This is a genomic window from Citrobacter sedlakii NBRC 105722 (assembly GCF_000759835.1).
Classification (GTDB): Bacteria; Pseudomonadota; Gammaproteobacteria; order Enterobacterales; family Enterobacteriaceae; genus Citrobacter_A; species Citrobacter_A sedlakii.
The window spans coordinates 211,855-228,494 of record NZ_BBNB01000012.1 but is presented as its reverse complement, the minus strand read 5'-3'; the positions used below and the strand labels follow the sequence as shown (position 1 = coordinate 228,494).

Below are 16,640 nucleotides of genomic sequence, written 5' to 3'. Positions count from 1 at the left end.
ATGCCAGCATTAGATTTGATTCGACCCTCGGTCAGCGCGATGCGCGTGATTGCTTCCGTAAACGACGGGTTTGCGCGCGAACTGAAATTACCGTCGCATATACGTAGCCTCGGTCTCATCACGGCAGACTCTGATGACGTGACGTATATTGCCGCAGACGAAGCGACGAAACAGGCGATGGTGGAAGTGGTGTATGGCCGCTCGCTATACGCTGGCGCTGCCCACGGCCCGTCGCCTACCGCCGGAGAAGTGCTGATTATGCTCGGCGGACCAAACCCGGCGGAGGTTCGCGCCGGACTGGACGCGATGGTCGCCCATATTGAAAGCGGCGCTGCGTTCCAGTGGGCGAACGATGCGGAAGATACGGCATTTCTCGCGCACGTGGTGTCGCGCACCGGTTCGTATCTCTCGTCAACCGCGGGGATTGCGCTGGGCGATCCGATCGCTTATCTGGTTGCGCCGCCGCTGGAAGCGACCTTTGGTATTGATGCGGCGATGAAATCTGCCGATGTTCAACTGGTGACCTACGTGCCGCCGCCGTCGGAAACCAACTATTCCGCTGCGTTTTTAACCGGGAGCCAGGCGGCCTGTAAAGCGGCCTGCAATGCCTTTACCGATGCGGTTCTGGATATCGCCCGTAGTCCAATCCAGCGCGCGTAACGGAGGTTGCCGATGATCAATGCGCTGGGATTACTGGAAGTGGAGGGCATGGTCGCGGCGGTGGATGCCGTGGATGCCATGCTGAAAGCCGCCAACGTCACGCTGCTGAATCACGAAGTGCTTGACCCTGGCAAGGTGACGCTGGTAGTGGAGGGCGATCTGGCGGCCTGTCGGGCGGCGCTGGATGCCGGAAGCGCCGCGGCGCAGCGCACCGGACGCGTCATCAGCCGAAAAGAGATTGGTCGGCCCGAGGATGACACCCAGTGGCTGATCGGCGGGTTTCAGCGTGCATCGGCGCCTCCCGCGCCGAAAACGGCGCCGCAGCCGCCTGGCGTACCAGACAACGCCGATGCGCTGTTGGCAAAACTCGCCGGGGTGCGTCAGGGCATGACGGCGGGCGAGGTTGCCGCGCACTTTGGCTGGCCGCTGGAGCAGGCCCGGGCGGCGCTGGAGCAGCTTTTTACGGACGGGGCGTTGCGTAAACGCAGCAGTCGCTATCGCATAAAAAATTAATCTGTCGGAGGGCCGGGCGTCTCAACAGGCGTCCGGCATAAAGATCATGAAAAAGACCCGTACAGCTAACTTGCACCATCTTTATCATGAAGCATTACCCGAAGACGTAAAACTGACGCCGAAGGTGGAAGTGGACAACGTTCACCAGCGGCGAACCACGGACGTGTATGAGCACGCCCTGACCATTACCGCCTGGCAGCAGATTTACGATCAACTGCATCCCGGCAAATTTCATGGCGAGTTCACGGAAATCCTGCTCGATGATATTCAGGTGTTCCGTGAATACACCGGACTGGCGCTGCGCCAGTCATGTCTGGTCTGGCCGAACTCTTTCTGGTTTGGTATTCCGGCGACGCGCGGCGAGCAGGGGTTTATTGGCAGCCAGTGCCTCGGCAGCGCGGAGATTGCGACCCGGCCGGGTGGTACCGAGTTTGAACTGAGTACCCCGGACGATTACACCATTCTTGGGGTGGTGATTTCGGAAGATGTGATCTCCCGGCAGGCCAATTTTTTACATAACCCGGAGCGGGTGCTACATATGCTGCGCAGCCAGGCGGCGCTGGAGGTCAAAGAGCAGCACAAAGCGGCGCTGTGGGGCTTTGTTCAGCAGGCGCTGGCGACGTTTAGCGAGAGTCCGGAGAATCTCCATCAGCCCGCTGTACGAAAAGTGCTTGGCGATAACCTGCTAATGGCGATGGGGACGATGCTGGAAGAGGCGCAGCCAATTCATACGGCGGAAAGCGTTAGCCATCAGGGCTACCGCAGGCTGCTGTCGCGGGCGCGGGAGTATGTGCTGGAAAACATGTCTGAGCCGCTGACGGTGCTGGATCTGTGCAATCAACTGCACGTCAGCCGTCGCACGTTGCAGAATGCGTTTCACGCTATTTTGGGGATTGGCCCAAACGCGTGGTTGAAAAGGATCCGCCTGAACGCGGTGCGCCGCGAACTGATCAGTCCGTGGTCGCAAAGCGCCACGGTCAAGGACGCCGCGATGCAGTGGGGATTCTGGCACTTGGGCCAGTTCGCCACCGACTACCAGCAGCTGTTTGCCGAGAAGCCGTCGTCGACGTTACATCAACGAATGCGCCAGTGGATGTGAGGCAATGGCGGCTGCGTGATTGCCGCATGGCGCGCCGCTTATCCAGCCTGCGAAGCGGCGCGACTCACACCCAGTCGCGTACCTGAATAAAGTCACTCAATGCGGCTTCCGGGCTACCGTCTTCCGGCTGCCAGTCGTACTCCCAACGCACCAGCGGCGGCATCGACATCAAAATCGATTCGGTGCGTCCGCCTGTCTGTAACCCAAACAGGGTACCGCGATCCCAGACCAGGTTAAATTCCACATAACGCCCGCGACGATACAACTGGAAGTTACGCTCGCGCTCGCCCCAGGGCATCGCTTTGCGACGTTCGACGATCGGCAGGTAGGCATCAGCATAACCGTTCCCCACCGCCTGCATAAAGGCGAAACAGCGATCGAAATCCGGTGTGTTCAGATCGTCAAAAAACAGCCCGCCGATGCCGCGCTGCTCATTGCGATGCTTCAGGAAAAAGTAGTCGTCACACCATTTTTTATAGCGGGGGTAGAGCTCGTCGCCAAACGGCAGACACAGATCGCGCGCGGTCCGGTGCCAGTGAACGGCATCGTCGGCAAAACCGTAGTAGGGCGTGAGGTCAAAACCGCCGCCGAACCACCAGACCGGATCGGCACCGGGCTTTTCGGCAATAAAAAAGCGCACGTTAGCGTGGCTGGTGGGAACGTACGGGTTGAGCGGATGCACCACCAGCGAGACGCCCATCGCTTCGAAACTGCGTCCGGCCAGCTCAGGACGATGGGCCGTGGCGGAAGCGGGCATCGCCTCGCCATGGACATGGGAAAAATTTACGCCCGCCTGCTCAAAAATGCCGCCGTTACGCAGTACCCGACTGCGTCCACCGCCGCCAGCTTCACGCTGCCAGCTGTCTTCAATGAATGTCGCGCCGTCAATGGCGCTGAGCTGCTGGCAAAGTGTGTCCTGCAAGGTCAGCAGGAACTGTTTAACGCGTTGTGCATCGGGTTTCATATTCAGCGTTTCTTCGAATGGGCTTTCTGGTTATCGAACCAGTGGAAATAACTGACGACGCCATTGGCGATGGCGGTCGCGATTTTCTGCCGGAACGCCGCAGTGCCCAGCAGTCGCTCTTCTTCCGGATTAGTGATAAAGGAGGTTTCTACCAGCACCGACGGTATTGACGGTGATTTTAGCACCACAAACGCCGCCTGTTCCGTGGAACGGCTGTGCAGCTTGTGCACGGGTTTGATCTTCTTAAGAATGTGCGATCCAAGCGTCAGGCTGTTTTTAATGGTGTCCGTTTGCACCAGGTCGAACAACACCTGTTGTAACAGGTGATCCCTGTCGGTGGTTTTTTTACCGGCCACCTCGTCGGCGCGGTTTTCGCGGTCGGAAAGGTATTTCGCCATTGCGCTACTGGCGCCGCGATTAGACAATGCGAACACTGACGCGCCTGAGGCGCTTGGGTTTGTAAAACCGTCGGCGTGGATCGACATAAACAGATCGGCGCCGTGCTTATGAGCGATTTCAACGCGATCGTACAGAGGGATAAACGTATCCCCCGAACGCGTCAGGCGGCAGTCGATTCCCTGGCTGCGTAATATTGAACGCACATTTTTGGCGATCGCCAGCACGACATGTTTCTCTTTCGAGCCGTTGCGACCAATCGCGCCGGTATCAATGCCGCCGTGGCCGGGGTCCAGCACCACGATCCGCTTGCCGCCCGATTTTTTTTTCGCGGGCTGGCTGTGTCCGTTGCTGGTTTTCAGGGGAGCTTCTTTTGCTGTGGCGTGGGTCATCCCCGAAATGGTCAGGGCAGCCAGCCCGGCTTTCAGCACCTGGCGGCGCGATGTGAGTGTTTTTAGGGGTTTAAAAGTGCTCATACGGCCTGAGTTGTAAAAATATTTAATCCAGATGTTATATCGTATCGCGTAATCCGTTACGACTGTTGATGTTGAGAATTGTTTTACTTTTCATTTCAATACATGACAGCTCGCTATTATGCCATTTTTTTCACCGCTTCGCGTCAGATATTGGCTGAATTAACGCTTTGCGCCATAATCTTGGTTTTTAGACCCGAAAAGGCGGCAAATACCATGGAGATACGCGTTTTTCGCCAGGAAGATTTCGAAGAGGTGATCACCCTTTGGGAGCGCTGCGATCTGCTGCGTCCGTGGAACGATCCTGAAATGGATATTGAGCGTAAGCTCAATCATGATGTCAGCCTGTTCCTCGTGGCTGAAGTCAGCGGCGAGGTGGTCGGGACGGTGATGGGGGGATACGACGGCCATCGCGGATCCGCTTATTATCTTGGCGTGCACCCGGAGTTCCGGGGACGTGGTATCGCCAACGCGCTGCTCAACCGGCTGGAAAAGAAGCTCATTGCGCGTGGTTGTCCAAAGGTGCAGATCATGGTGCGCGAGGATAACGACGTGGTGCTCGGCATGTATGAACGGCTGGGCTATGAACATGCGGACGTGCTCTGTTTGGGCAAGCGCCTGATCGAAGATGAAGAATACTGAGTTTCATCCTGCTGATTACGACGCGCATGGCCATTTGCGCCTGCCTGCGCTGTTCTGGCTGGTATTGTTGCTGCAGGCCCGAACCTGGGTGCTGTTTGTGATTGCCGGTTCCTCCCGGGAACAGGGCAATACGCTGCTGAATTTGTTTTATCCCGATCACGATAATTTCTGGCTTGGATTGCTGCCTGGCGTCCCGGCGGTGCTGGCTTTCCTTCTTAGCGGGCGGCGCTACGCTTTTCCTGCGATCTGGCGAGGGCTTTACGCGGCACTGGTCCTGGCGCAGGCGGTACTGCTGGGCTGGCAGCTTGTGCTATGGCTGCAAGGGGAAGCGGTTAACGGCGTCAGTCTGGCGCTGGTGGTGGCGGATGTCGTGGCGTTGATCTGGCTGATCTCCCATCGTCGGTTACGCGCCTGCTTCACCCTTGAAAAAGAATAACGGCACTTTTTGGCGAACCGGGACTCCAAGCAACGATGATGAATAAAGAAGGAAGTGTGATGAAATCGCTGCGTTTGATGTTATGTGCGATGCCGCTGGCGCTGACCGGGTGTTCGACGCTCTCGTCCGTAAACTGGTCTGCGGCGAATCCGTGGAACTGGTTTGGCTCCTCGACGGAGGTGACCGAGCAGGGCGTTGGCGCATTAACTGCCGCCACGCCGCTTAATGAACAGGCGATAGCCGACGCGCTGGACGGGGATTATCGCCTGCGCAGCGGAATGAAAATCGCCAACGGCAACGTCGTGCGCTTTTTTGAAGCCATGAAGGACGACAAGGTGGCGATGGTCATTAATGGCGAACAAGGCACCCTTAGCCGCATCGATGTTCTCGACAGCGACATTCCTTCCGAAGCCGGGGTCGACGTGGGCACGCCGTTTAGCGATCTCTACAGCAAAGCCTTTGGCAACTGCCAGCCAGCCACTGATGACGACCGCGTCGCGGTGGAGTGTAAAGCGCAAGGCAGTCAGCATATTAGCTATCTCTTTTCCGGCGAATGGCATGGGCCGGAAGGCTTAATGCCGTCTGATGACACGCTTAAAGAATGGAAAGTCAGCAAGATAATCTGGCGTCGTTAATTTGCGTCTGAACAAACCGCTGCGCGTAAAAACAGGGTAAAATAGCCTCCATCAATGCCACGACCGCGTGGCATTCTCATTTTCCAGGAGGAATGATGTCTCAGGTTCAGAGTGGCATTTTGCCAGAACATTGCCGCGCCGCGATTTGGATTGAAGCGAATGTTAAAGGCGACGTTGACGCACTGCGCAGCGCCAGCAAAGTCTTCGCCGATAAGCTGGCGACGTTTGAAGCGAAATTTCCCGAGGCGCATCTGGGCGCGGTCGTGGCTTTTGGACACGACACCTGGCGTGCGCTGAGCGGCGGCGTCGGGGCCGAAGAGCTGAAAAATTTCATCCCTTACGGTAAGGGACTCGCACCGGCCACCCAGTATGACGTCCTGATCCACATTCTTTCCCTGCGTCACGATGTGAATTTCTCCGTAGCCCAGGCGGCGATGGAGGCCTTTGGCGACTGCGTTGACGTTCAGGAAGAAATCCATGGCTTCCGCTGGGTGGAGGAGCGCGATCTCAGTGGTTTTGTTGACGGTACCGAAAACCCGGCGGGTGAAGAAACGCGTCGTGAAGTGGCGGTCATTAAAGACGGTGTGGATGCAGGCGGCAGCTATGTGTTCGTTCAGCGTTGGGAACATAACCTGAAGCAGCTCAACCGCATGAGCGTTCACGATCAGGAAATGATGATTGGCCGCACGAAAGACGCGAATGAAGAGATCGACGGCGACGCGCGTCCGGCGACCTCTCATCTGAGCCGTGTCGATCTTAAAGAAGACGGTAAAGGGCTGAAAATTGTTCGCCAGAGTCTGCCTTACGGCACCGCGAGCGGCACTCATGGCCTGTACTTCTGCGCTTACTGCGCGCGTCTGCATAACATTGAGCAGCAGTTGCTGAGCATGTTCGGTGACACCGACGGTAAACGTGACGCGATGCTGCGCTTCACCAAACCGGTGACTGGCGGCTATTACTTTGCCCCATCACGGGATCGCCTGCTGGCGCTGTAAGCGAATCAACCTGTAACCTGATAAGCGTAACGCCATCAGGAAAGCCGTGCCGGATAAGGCGTTGTTTGAACCCTTATCCGGCACGATGCGGTCATTTTATCGCCGCGTAGACCTGATCCACTACCCACCCATATGTCGCCATCGGCAGCAGTCCACTCTTGAACAGGTTCGGATTCGTTTGGGGATCGGCAACCGGTGAATGAGGTTTATTGCTCAACATCACAATGGCCAGATGGTTTACCGGATCGATAACGGTAAGCGTCCCCGTCCAGCCTGTGTGACCGTAGGCCTGCGCACTGGCCAACGCGCCAAATGTTGGCGTCATGCTGGCATTCCCGTTAACCCGCCAGCCCAGGCCGAACGTGGCGTCCTGCGCCGAGCGTTGGGTAAACATTTTCACCGTCTCCGGGCTGAACAATCTGACGTTGCCGTAGCCGCCGCCGTTGAGCATGGTTTGCATCAGTACGGCGAGATCGCCGGTGGTGGAAAACAGTCCCGCGTGGCCGGAGACCCCTCCCATCGAGTAGTAGGCTTTTTCATCGTGCACTTCGCCCCATAACGTCGTGGTGCGAATGTGCGGGAAATGAATCACGCCATCACGGGTGTTGCCGTTCAGCTCCGTCGCGGCGATCTGCGGTGGACGAAAGCCTTTCTGAAGGGGATTAAACACCGTATGGCTTAAACCCAGCGGACGATAAATGGCGTTTTCGACATAGTGGTCGAGAGGCTGGTCGGTGATGGACTCGACGATAAAGCCCAACAACATATAGTCGACGTCGCTGTAAATATGCTTCGTGCCGGGGCGGTATTCCAGCGGTGTACGTTTGATCATCGCCAGCGTCGTGGCCTTATCCTGCGAGTACAGTTTCCCGGCGACGGCCTGGTTTGGATACTGCGGGTCAGCAGGGAAGCCGCCGGTGTGATGCAGCAGGTCCGCAATCCGTAACGCATTCTTCCCTTTAATCACATCTTCTGGCGCATCGGCAAAACCAGGAATGTATGTCGAGACGAGATCGTCCGGATGCAGTTTGCCCTCTGACATCAGCTTTTGCAGCGCAAAGTTAGTGGCGTACATTTTGGTGTTGGAGGCGAGGTCGTACAGGGTATCCGTGGTCGCCCTGATAGGCTGAGGCATCAGAACATGACCGTCGTATTTTTTGGCGTCGCCCCACGCCTTGCGATAGACAATATGGTTGTCTTTCACGATGAGCAGGTTCACCCCGGGATAGCCTGCCGCCACCTGTTGCGCTATCCAGTTATCCAGCCTGTTCAGACGTTCAGTATCCATTCCGACTTTTTCAGGCGTACTTTCCGTAAGGACCGGAAATGGGGTTGCGCTAAGGCTAAAACTCAGGGCCAGCGCGGACATAAGCAGAAAACGTTTACGCATAATTTAGTCCAGATTGACATTACGGCAGCCAAACAGCGCGGTAAAAATAAAGCCGCCAACGTAAGCCACCAGCATCCCCCCGGCGTACACCGCCATGGCTGGCAGGATCCCTTGCGCAGAGGTCATTAAAGGCAAGGCCACCAGCCCTGACGGACCGAATGCGCTGTTCAGCCCCATAGGCAAACCTGACCAGGCCACCAGACCGATAAACAGCCCGCCTGCGGCGCCGCCCAGACAGGCGGAAATAAACGGTTTCATTCGCGGCAGCGTCACGCCGTAAATAAGCGGCTCACCGACGCCGAGCAGCCCGGGGATTATCGCTCCGCGGATCTGGCTGCGGATGGCGCTGTGTTTTTCCGCGCGCCAGTAGAGCGCCAGCGCCGCGCCGACCTGACCCGCGCCCGCCATAGAAAGGATAGGGAACAGGCTGTTGAACCCCTGGCTGCTCATTAACGCCAGATAAACCGGAATAAACCCCTGATGGACGCCAAACACCACCGCAACCAGAAACAGCCCCGCCAGCACGGCGCAGCCTAACGGGTTACTGTTGAGGTGGATAAACAGCCAGGACATTCCTTCGAACAGCCAGCCGCCGAGCGGCATAATCACCAGGTAGGCCAGCGCGGCGGTGACCAGTAAGGTCAGCGTGGCGGTCAGAAGCATATCGAGATCGTCCGGCATAAAGCGGCGAATGACGTTCTCAATTCGCGCACTTGCCCATGCCGCAATCAGTACGCCGATTATGTTCCCGCGAGGATCGATTGTCAGGCCAAAGAAATCCTCAATGCCTGCGTAATAACCGGTGGTCGCGGCGGGGTTATAGCCGAGCAGAAACAGTGAGGCGATGATGGCGCCGTTTACGCCCGTTCCACCAAAGGCCTGTGCGGCGTTATAGCCAATCAGGATCACCAGGAAGGTGAAAAGTCCTTTACTGAAGACCTTCATAAAGTTCAGCGCGTCGGGCAAGGCGCCCTGCGCATCTGCCGGCACGTGCAGCACCGTAGCAAGAAGTGTGGCAATCCCCAGCAGCAGGCCTGCGGCAATAAAACCGGGGATCAGCGGCGTAAAGATGGTGGCAAACCTGGCGAGGAACTGCTGAATGCCGGAGGTCTGTTTCGCTTTGATCTGCTTTTTGGTGTTTGCGGCAATCTCCGCCGCGCCAGCCGTAACGGCAGGGCCGCTGTATTCAAGGAGGGCATTCATGGCATCCGCTGCCCGCTGCGCTTTGCCGGGGCCAAAAATGACCTGAACCTGATTATCCGACAGCACCACGCCTTTAATGCCTTCCAGCGTTTTGATGCTGGCGTCAACCAGACGACTGTCATGTACCGTCAGGCGTAAACGCGTCATGCAGTTTCCGCACCGGGCAATGTTTTCCGCTCCGCCAACCCGGGAGAGGATTGCCTGCAGGAGATCAACGCTGATTTCTTTTGCCATTCGCTTTATTCCTTCTCCGGTCCCGGGTGAATGCTACCGCCGCCATTTTGTCGAGAGCGCCACAAACTTTACAGCTTAACGGGGCTGCTACTATGGAAAATGAATGGAATCATATATTCTCTGTTTTACATCGCAATGGAATCGTTGAATTACCGTGTGAAGAATGTGAGGGTAGTCATACTCTGGTAAACAATCGGGTATCCTGCCGGGCAGGCGGTAGAATTGAGAAATCCGTTAACAGGGGAGAGTAAGACGACATGTTTTTTCTGGCGAAAATACGCAGCGCTGAAGCAGAATTTACCGACAATGAACGCAAAATCGCTGAATTTCTGTTGGCTCATCTCAACGAGCTAAAAACCGTCTCCTCCCGTCAGCTCGCGAAGCAGTTGCAGGTTAGCCAGTCGAGTATTGTCAAATTTGCCCAAAAGCTGGGGGCGAAGGGGTTTACTGAATTACGAATGGCGCTGATTGAAGAAAACAGCGCCAGGCGCGAAAAAAAGCAGGATAAAGCGCTACATCTGCACAGCTCAATCACCAGCGAAGACAGCCTGGAGGTCATTGCCCGTAAGCTGAATCGCGAAAAATTATCCGCCCTGGAAGAGACCAGTGGCCTGATGGATTTCGTCCGGCTGAAACAGGTGATTGAAACCATCAGTCGCGCCGGGTTTATTCAGATAACCGGACTGGGCGGGTCGGCGCTGGTGGGACGCGATCTGTCGTTTAAACTGATGAAGATTGGCTATCGCGTGGCCTGTGAAGCGGATACGCATGTGCAGGTGACGGTTGCGCAGGCGTTGCAGAAGGGCGATGTGCAACTGGCGATCTCCTACAGCGGCGCCAAAAAGGAGATCGTACTGTGCGCGCAAGCGGCGCGCGAACGGGGGGCGACGGTGATTGCCATTACTTCGCTTGCTGATTCCCCGCTGCGCCGGCTGGCGCATTACACGCTGGACACGGTTTCGAGTGAGAAGGCATGGCGCAGTTCATCTATGTCGACGCGTACCGCCCAGAACTCGGTCACCGACCTGCTCTTTGTCGGGTTGGTACAGCGCAATGATGTCGAGTCATTACGAATGATCGAACGCAGCAGTGAGTTGATTAATCTGCTCCGGGATTGATTCCGGCGCATTTTTTCCTAAGATTTACCTTAATTAGTGAGCTGTTCCTCAGCACTTATCTGTTTTTAATGTATTTTCGTTGTTAATGGAGTGTAAGACTTCATATTCACAAGGAGAGCATTGAAATGGGTAAACTCACGGGCAAAACAGCACTGATTACGGGCGCATCGAAGGGCATTGGCGAAGGGATCGCCAGAGTGTTTGCTCGCCACGGCGCGAACTTAATCCTGCTGGATATCTCCGATGAGATTGAAAAGCTGGCGGACGAACTGGGTGGACGCGGTCATCGCTGCACAGCCGTGGTGGCGGATGTAACGGATCCTGCGTCTGTCGCCGCAGCGATCAAGCGAGCGAAAGAGGTGGAAGGACGCATCGATATCCTCGTCAACAACGCGGGCGTGTGTCGCCTCGGCGGTTTCCTCGAGATGAGCGATGAAGATCGCGACTTCCATATTGATGTCAACATTAAAGGCGTCTGGAACGTCACGAAAGCCGTATTGCCGGAAATGGTAAAACGTAAAGATGGCCGCATTGTGATGATGTCTTCGGTGACCGGCGATATGGTGGCCGATCCGGGTGAAACTGCTTATGCGTTGTCGAAGGCGGCGATTGTCGGCCTGACCAAATCGCTGGCGGTGGAATTTGCGCAATCGGGGATCCGCGTGAACGCCATTTGCCCGGGCTACGTACGTACACCAATGGCGGAAAGCATCGCCCGCCAGTCCAACGCGGACGATCCGGAATCGGTGCTGACAGAAATGGCGAAGGCGATACCACTGCGTCGTCTGGCCTGTCCGCTGGAAGTGGGCGAACTGGCGGCGTTCCTGGCCTCCGACGAGTCCAGCTATCTCACGGGCACCCAAAACGTGATTGACGGCGGCAGCACGCTGCCGGAAAGCGTCAGCGTCGGCGTCTGACCGACGTTACACCCCTTCCGCTGACCGGAAGGGGTTCTCTTATTCCCTTTTCAACTTTCAAATCAGCAAACGGTATATAAAACCGTTACTCCTTTCACACTGGTTATAAATATTATGGCTATTAGAAAGTCATTAATTTTATAAGGGTGCGCAATGGCCGTTAACTTACTGAAAAAGAACTCTCTGGCGCTGGTTGCGTCGCTGTTGCTGGTCGGGCAGGCGCAGGCGACGGAACTGCTTAACAGCTCCTATGACGTTTCCCGTGAGCTGTTTGCCGCCCTTAACCCGCCATTTGAACAACAGTGGGCGAAAGATAACGGCGGCGACAAGCTGACCATCAAACAGTCTCATGCCGGTTCTTCAAAACAGGCGCTGGCGATTCTGCAGGGGTTAAAAGCTGATGTGGTCACCTATAACCAGGTCACTGACGTGCAGATCCTGCATGATAAAGGCAAGCTGATCCCGGCGGACTGGCAGAGCCGTTTGCCGAACAACAGCTCGCCATTCTATTCCACGATGGGCTTCCTGGTGCGTAAAGGCAACCCGAAAAACATTCAGGACTGGAACGATCTCGTGCGTTCCGACGTGAAGCTGATCTTCCCAAACCCCAAAACCTCCGGTAACGCGCGTTATACCTATCTGGCGGCCTGGGGCGCGGCAGATAATGCTGACGGTGGCGACAAAGCCAAAACCGAGCAGTTCATGACTCAGTTCCTGAAGAACGTCGAAGTGTTTGATACCGGCGGACGCGGCGCCACCACCACGTTCGCCGAACGCGGGCTGGGCGATGTGCTGATAAGCTTCGAGTCCGAAGTGAACAACATCCGTAAACAGTACGAAGCGCAGGGCTTTGAAGTGGTGATCCCGAAAACCAACATTCTGGCGGAATTCCCGGTCGCGTGGGTCGATAAAAATGTGCAAGCCAACGGGACGGAAAAAGCGGCGAAAGCGTACCTGAACTGGCTGTATAGCCCACAGGCGCAGACCATCATTACCGGTTTTTATTACCGGGTGAATAACCCGGAAGTCATGGATAAGCTGAAGGATCAATTCCCACAGACCGAACTGTTCCGCGTGGAAGATAAGTTTGGCGCCTGGCCGGATGTCATGAAAACCCATTTCGCCAGCGGCGGCGAACTGGACAAACTGCTGGCGGCGGGGCGTAAGTAATGTTTGCTGTCTCCTCCAGACGCGTACTGCCGGGCTTTACCTTAAGCCTGGGCACCAGCCTGCTGTTCGTCTGCCTGATTTTGCTGTTGCCGCTGAGCGCGCTGGTGATGCAGCTCTCGCAGATGAGCTGGGCGCAATACTGGGAGGTCATCACTAACCCACAGGTGGTCGCAGCCTATAAAGTGACGTTGCTGGCGGCGTTCGTGGCGTCGATTTTTAACGGCGTATTTGGCCTGCTGATGGCGTGGATCTTAACCCGCTACCGTTTCCCGGGTCGCACGCTGCTGGACGCGCTGATGGATCTGCCGTTCGCCTTGCCAACCGCTGTCGCAGGTTTGACGCTGGCCTCACTGTTTTCAGTCAATGGTTTTTACGGCCAGTTTTTGGCGAGCGTCGACATCAAAGTTACGTATACCTGGCTGGGGATTGCGGTGGCGATGGCCTTTACCAGCATTCCGTTTGTGGTACGCACCGTGCAGCCGGTGCTGGAAGAACTGGGCCCGGAATATGAAGAAGCGGCGGAAACGCTGGGCGCAACGCGTCTGCAAAGTTTTCGTAAAGTCGTGCTACCGGAACTGTCGCCTGCGCTGGTGGCGGGAGTTGCCCTGTCCTTTACCCGCAGCCTCGGCGAGTTCGGGGCGGTGATTTTTATCGCCGGGAATATCGCCTGGAAAACGGAAGTGACGTCGCTGATGATTTTCGTGCGGTTGCAGGAATTTGATTACCCCGCCGCCAGCGCGATCGCTTCGGTGATCCTCGCGGCTTCGCTGCTACTGCTGTTTTCGATTAACACTCTGCAAAGTCGCTTTGGCCGACGCGTGGTAGGTCACTAATGGCGGAAGTTACTCAATTGAAGCGTTATGACGCTCCCCGCATTAACTGGGGAAAATGGTTTCTGATTGGCGTCGGTATGCTGGTTTCAGCGTTCATTTTGCTGGTGCCGATGATTTACATCTTCGTACAGGCGTTCAGCCGTGGGCTGATGCCGGTTATCGAGAATTTATCTGACCCGGACATGCTCCATGCCATCTGGCTGACGGTGCTGATTGCGCTGATCGCGGTGCCGGTGAACCTGGTGTTTGGCGTTCTGCTGGCCTGGCTGGTGACGCGTTTTAACTTTCCCGGTCGCCAGCTTTTGCTCACGCTGCTGGATATTCCGTTTGCGGTATCGCCGGTGGTCGCCGGGCTGGTGTATCTGCTGTTCTATGGTTCCAACGGCCCGCTGGGCGGCTGGCTGGACGAGCATAACCTGCAAATCATGTTCTCCTGGCCGGGGATGGTGCTGGTCACTATCTTTGTCACCTGTCCGTTTGTGGTGCGAGAACTGGTGCCGGTGATGCTCAGTCAGGGCAGTCAGGAGGACGAGGCGGCGATTTTGCTCGGCGCTTCCGGCTGGCAGATGTTCCGCCGCGTAACGCTGCCCAATATCCGCTGGGCGCTGCTGTACGGCGTGGTACTGACCAACGCCCGGGCGATTGGCGAATTTGGCGCGGTGTCGGTGGTGTCCGGCTCGATTCGCGGCGAAACGCTGTCGCTGCCGTTACAGATTGAACTGTTGGAGCAGGACTATAACACCGTTGGCTCCTTTACCGCCGCCGCGCTGCTGACGCTGATGGCGATTATTACCCTGTTTTTAAAGAGCATGTTGCAATGGCGCCTGGAGAATCAGGAAAAACGCGCGCAACAGGAGGAACATCATGAGCATTGAGATTGCCAATATTAAGAAGTCTTTTGGTCGCACCCAGGTGCTGAACGATATCTCGCTGGATATTCCTTCTGGTCAGATGGTGGCGCTACTGGGGCCGTCCGGCTCTGGTAAAACCACACTGCTGCGGATTATCGCCGGGCTTGAGCATCAGACCAGCGGGCATATTCGTTTTCACGGCACTGATGTCAGCCGCCTGCATGCTCGCGACCGTAAGGTCGGGTTTGTGTTTCAGCACTACGCGCTGTTTCGCCATATGACCGTCTTTGACAACATCGCTTTTGGCCTGACGGTGCTGCCGCGTCGTGAACGACCGAATGCGGCCGCTATCAAGACGAAAGTGACCAAACTGCTGGAAATGGTGCAGCTTGCGCACCTGGCGGATCGTTTTCCGGCGCAACTTTCCGGCGGGCAGAAACAGCGGGTGGCGCTGGCGCGCGCGCTCGCCGTTGAGCCGCAAATTTTATTGCTCGACGAACCCTTCGGCGCGCTGGATGCCCAGGTGCGTAAAGAGCTCAGGCGCTGGCTGCGTCAGTTGCATGAAGAGCTGAAATTCACCAGCGTGTTTGTGACCCACGATCAGGAAGAAGCGACCGAAGTGGCGGACCGGGTGGTGGTGATGAGCCAGGGCCATATTGAACAGGCCGACGCGCCGGATCAGGTCTGGCGCGAACCGGCCACCCGCTTCGTGCTGGAGTTTATGGGCGAGGTGAACCGACTGCAGGGCACTGTTCGCGGCGCGCAGTTCCACGTCGGCGCGCACCGCTGGCCGCTGGGTTATACCCCTGCGTATCAGGGGCCGGTCGATCTGTTCCTGCGTCCGTGGGAAGTGGACATTAGCCGTCGTACCAGTCTCGACTCGCCATTGCCGGTACAGGTGATCGAAGCCAGCCCGAAAGGCCACTATACCCAGTTAGTCGTGCAGCCGCTGGGGTGGTATAACGAACCGCTGACGGTGGTGATGCAGGGCGACGATGCCCCGGCGCGCGGCGAACGCCTGTTTGTCGGCCTGCAAAATGCCCGGCTGTATAATGGCGAGCAGCGCATTGAGCGCCATGAAGATGTGGTATTGGCAGAAATAGCGTAATCCCGGGATGATTTTACCCAGGCCCGATAAGCGTAGCGCCATCGGGCATTGAGTTGGACAAAAGACGTGAACACACTAGAACAAACAATCGGCAATACGCCTTTGGTGAAATTGCAGCGGATGGGGCCGGACAACGGCAGTGAAATCTGGCTCAAACTGGAAGGTAACAATCCCGCCGGGTCGGTGAAAGATCGCGCTGCGCTATCGATGATCGTGCAGGCGGAAAAGCGCGGGGAAATTAAACCAGGCGACGTACTCATTGAAGCAACCAGTGGAAATACCGGGATTGCGCTGGCGATGATTGCCGCGCTGAAAGGCTACCGCATGACCCTGCTGATGCCGGACAACATGAGCCAGGAGCGACGCGCGGCAATGCGCGCTTATGGCGCAGAGCTGATTCTGGTCAGCAAAGAGCAGGGCATGGAAGGGGCGCGCGACTTAGCGTTAGCCATGTCAGAACGCGGAGAGGGTAAACTGCTCGATCAGTTTAACAACCCTGATAACCCGCTGGCGCATTACAGCACCACCGGGCCGGAGATCTGGCAGCAAACTGCCGGGCGCATCACCCATTTTGTCTCCAGTATGGGCACGACCGGCACAATCACTGGCGTGTCGCGTTTTCTGCGCGAGCAGGCGAAGCCTGTCACCATCGTTGGCCTGCAACCGGAAGAGGGCAGCAGTATTCCGGGGATCCGCCGTTGGCCTGCGGAATATATGCCGGGAATATTTAACGCCTCGCTGGTTGACGAGGTACTGGATATTCATCAGCAGGCTGCGGAAAACACCATGCGCGAGCTGGCGGTGCGGGAAGGGATTTTCTGCGGTGTCAGTTCCGGTGGCGCGGTGGCCGGGGCGATTCGTGTGGCGCAGGCGACACCGGGCGCCGTCGTTGTGGCGATTATCTGCGATCGTGGCGATCGTTACCTTTCCACGGGTGTGTTTGGCGAAGAGCATTTCAGCCAGGGGGCGGGGATATAACCAATGCCGGTCAGTGTGTCACTGA

General features: G+C 56.7%; 18 protein-coding genes. 14 read left to right on the top strand and 4 right to left on the bottom strand.

The window, feature by feature from the left end; translation table 11 throughout:
* The 3 genes from eutL to eutR are packed head-to-tail and all read left to right on the top strand — an operon-like array spanning position 1 to position 2,272.
* Positions 1-660, top strand: coding sequence for an ethanolamine utilization microcompartment protein EutL (gene eutL / locus CSE01S_RS16895; RefSeq protein ID WP_042290871.1), 660 nt, complete (start codon positions 1-3; stop codon positions 658-660).
* A gap of 12 nt (positions 661-672) precedes the next feature.
* Positions 673-1,173 carry an ethanolamine utilization microcompartment protein EutK gene (gene eutK / locus CSE01S_RS16890; RefSeq protein ID WP_042290869.1) on the top strand — a complete coding sequence of 167 codons (501 nt, stop codon included), beginning with the start codon at positions 673-675 and terminating at the stop codon, positions 1,171-1,173.
* Between the two features lie 46 nt (positions 1,174-1,219).
* The gene (gene eutR, locus CSE01S_RS16885; RefSeq protein WP_042290867.1) at positions 1,220-2,272 is read left to right on the top strand and encodes an HTH-type transcriptional regulator EutR; all 1,053 of its coding nucleotides are present in this window, start codon (positions 1,220-1,222) and stop codon (positions 2,270-2,272) included.
* A 64-nt stretch (positions 2,273-2,336) separates the two neighbouring features.
* Here the strand turns inward: eutR and hemF are convergent, their stop codons facing one another.
* Positions 2,337-3,236: an oxygen-dependent coproporphyrinogen oxidase gene (gene hemF, locus CSE01S_RS16880; RefSeq protein ID WP_042290866.1), complete on the bottom strand. Its 900-nt coding sequence runs from the start codon at positions 3,234-3,236 to the stop codon at positions 2,337-2,339.
* Between the two features lie 2 nt (positions 3,237-3,238).
* Positions 3,239-4,108: an N-acetylmuramoyl-L-alanine amidase AmiA gene (gene amiA, locus CSE01S_RS16875; protein ID WP_042290865.1), complete on the bottom strand. Its 870-nt coding sequence runs from the start codon at positions 4,106-4,108 to the stop codon at positions 3,239-3,241.
* Positions 4,109-4,321: 213 nt separating this feature from the next.
* On the opposite strand from amiA, the gene CSE01S_RS16870 reads away from it, so the two are divergent.
* From CSE01S_RS16870 to CSE01S_RS16855, 4 genes are all read left to right on the top strand, one after another.
* On the top strand, positions 4,322-4,747 hold the full coding sequence (locus CSE01S_RS16870; RefSeq protein WP_042290864.1) for a GNAT family acetyltransferase: 426 nt from the start codon (positions 4,322-4,324) through the stop codon (positions 4,745-4,747).
* Positions 4,734-5,183, top strand: coding sequence for a DUF2919 domain-containing protein (locus CSE01S_RS16865; protein ID WP_042290863.1), 450 nt, complete (start codon positions 4,734-4,736; stop codon positions 5,181-5,183). Before CSE01S_RS16870 ends, CSE01S_RS16865 begins: the two co-directional genes overlap by 14 nt.
* A gap of 59 nt (positions 5,184-5,242) precedes the next feature.
* The gene (locus CSE01S_RS16860; protein ID WP_042290861.1) at positions 5,243-5,818 is read left to right on the top strand and encodes an RpoE-regulated lipoprotein; all 576 of its coding nucleotides are present in this window, start codon (positions 5,243-5,245) and stop codon (positions 5,816-5,818) included.
* Between the two features lie 95 nt (positions 5,819-5,913).
* Complete coding sequence (locus CSE01S_RS16855; protein ID WP_042290859.1) at positions 5,914-6,813, top strand: Dyp-type peroxidase; 900 nt, start codon at positions 5,914-5,916, stop codon at positions 6,811-6,813.
* A 91-nt stretch (positions 6,814-6,904) separates the two neighbouring features.
* Here the strand turns inward: CSE01S_RS16855 and pbp4b are convergent, their stop codons facing one another.
* Both pbp4b and murP read right to left on the bottom strand, forming a co-directional pair.
* A complete protein-coding gene (gene pbp4b / locus CSE01S_RS16850) occupies positions 6,905-8,203 on the bottom strand; it encodes a penicillin binding protein PBP4B (RefSeq protein WP_042290858.1) in 1,299 nt (432 codons plus the stop codon).
* Between the two features lie 3 nt (positions 8,204-8,206).
* Positions 8,207-9,640, bottom strand: coding sequence for a PTS N-acetylmuramic acid transporter subunit IIBC (murP, locus tag CSE01S_RS16845; protein WP_042290856.1), 1,434 nt, complete (start codon positions 9,638-9,640; stop codon positions 8,207-8,209).
* Positions 9,641-9,897: 257 nt separating this feature from the next.
* Between murP and murR the strand changes: the two genes are divergently transcribed.
* The 7 genes from murR to cysM all read left to right on the top strand — a co-directional run bounded on the left by murR (position 9,898) and on the right by cysM (position 16,615).
* The gene (gene murR, locus CSE01S_RS16840; protein WP_042290854.1) at positions 9,898-10,758 is read left to right on the top strand and encodes an HTH-type transcriptional regulator MurR; all 861 of its coding nucleotides are present in this window, start codon (positions 9,898-9,900) and stop codon (positions 10,756-10,758) included.
* Between the two features lie 125 nt (positions 10,759-10,883).
* Positions 10,884-11,675, top strand: a complete 792-nt coding sequence (gene ucpA / locus CSE01S_RS16835) for an SDR family oxidoreductase UcpA (RefSeq protein WP_042290853.1) — start codon at positions 10,884-10,886, stop codon at positions 11,673-11,675.
* A 153-nt stretch (positions 11,676-11,828) separates the two neighbouring features.
* Positions 11,829-12,845, top strand: coding sequence for a thiosulfate/sulfate ABC transporter substrate-binding protein CysP (cysP, locus tag CSE01S_RS16830; RefSeq protein WP_042290852.1), 1,017 nt, complete (start codon positions 11,829-11,831; stop codon positions 12,843-12,845).
* Positions 12,845-13,678 carry a sulfate/thiosulfate ABC transporter permease CysT gene (gene cysT, locus CSE01S_RS16825; RefSeq protein WP_042290851.1) on the top strand — a complete coding sequence of 278 codons (834 nt, stop codon included), beginning with the start codon at positions 12,845-12,847 and terminating at the stop codon, positions 13,676-13,678. The genes cysP and cysT overlap by 1 nt, the downstream gene beginning before the upstream one ends.
* Positions 13,678-14,553: a sulfate/thiosulfate ABC transporter permease CysW gene (gene cysW / locus CSE01S_RS16820; protein ID WP_042290850.1), complete on the top strand. Its 876-nt coding sequence runs from the start codon at positions 13,678-13,680 to the stop codon at positions 14,551-14,553. The genes cysT and cysW overlap by 1 nt, the downstream gene beginning before the upstream one ends.
* A complete protein-coding gene (gene cysA / locus CSE01S_RS16815; RefSeq protein ID WP_042290848.1) occupies positions 14,543-15,637 on the top strand; it encodes a sulfate/thiosulfate ABC transporter ATP-binding protein CysA in 1,095 nt (364 codons plus the stop codon). The genes cysW and cysA overlap by 11 nt, the downstream gene beginning before the upstream one ends.
* A 66-nt stretch (positions 15,638-15,703) precedes the next feature.
* Positions 15,704-16,615, top strand: a complete 912-nt coding sequence (gene cysM, locus CSE01S_RS16810; RefSeq protein WP_042290846.1) for a cysteine synthase CysM — start codon at positions 15,704-15,706, stop codon at positions 16,613-16,615.
* Positions 16,616-16,640: the final 25 nt, after the last annotated feature.

Coding starts and splice junctions, on each gene's coding strand:
- murR (WP_042290854.1), top strand. CDS start 9,898: ATGTTTTTTCTGGCGAAAATACGCAGCGCTGAAGCAGAATTTACCGAC.
- eutL (WP_042290871.1), top strand. CDS start 1: ATGCCAGCATTAGATTTGATTCGACCCTCGGTCAGCGCGATGCGCGTG.
- CSE01S_RS16870 (WP_042290864.1), top strand. CDS start 4,322: ATGGAGATACGCGTTTTTCGCCAGGAAGATTTCGAAGAGGTGATCACC.
- CSE01S_RS16865 (WP_042290863.1), top strand. CDS start 4,734: ATGAAGAATACTGAGTTTCATCCTGCTGATTACGACGCGCATGGCCAT.
- ucpA (WP_042290853.1), top strand. CDS start 10,884: ATGGGTAAACTCACGGGCAAAACAGCACTGATTACGGGCGCATCGAAG.
- eutK (WP_042290869.1), top strand. CDS start 673: ATGATCAATGCGCTGGGATTACTGGAAGTGGAGGGCATGGTCGCGGCG.
- hemF (WP_042290866.1), bottom strand. CDS start 3,236: ATGAAACCCGATGCACAACGCGTTAAACAGTTCCTGCTGACCTTGCAG.
- eutR (WP_042290867.1), top strand. CDS start 1,220: ATGAAAAAGACCCGTACAGCTAACTTGCACCATCTTTATCATGAAGCA.
- CSE01S_RS16860 (WP_042290861.1), top strand. CDS start 5,243: ATGAAATCGCTGCGTTTGATGTTATGTGCGATGCCGCTGGCGCTGACC.
- cysP (WP_042290852.1), top strand. CDS start 11,829: ATGGCCGTTAACTTACTGAAAAAGAACTCTCTGGCGCTGGTTGCGTCG.
- cysW (WP_042290850.1), top strand. CDS start 13,678: ATGGCGGAAGTTACTCAATTGAAGCGTTATGACGCTCCCCGCATTAAC.
- pbp4b (WP_042290858.1), bottom strand. CDS start 8,203: ATGCGTAAACGTTTTCTGCTTATGTCCGCGCTGGCCCTGAGTTTTAGC.
- amiA (WP_042290865.1), bottom strand. CDS start 4,108: ATGAGCACTTTTAAACCCCTAAAAACACTCACATCGCGCCGCCAGGTG.
- murP (WP_042290856.1), bottom strand. CDS start 9,640: ATGGCAAAAGAAATCAGCGTTGATCTCCTGCAGGCAATCCTCTCCCGG.
- cysA (WP_042290848.1), top strand. CDS start 14,543: ATGAGCATTGAGATTGCCAATATTAAGAAGTCTTTTGGTCGCACCCAG.
- cysT (WP_042290851.1), top strand. CDS start 12,845: ATGTTTGCTGTCTCCTCCAGACGCGTACTGCCGGGCTTTACCTTAAGC.
- CSE01S_RS16855 (WP_042290859.1), top strand. CDS start 5,914: ATGTCTCAGGTTCAGAGTGGCATTTTGCCAGAACATTGCCGCGCCGCG.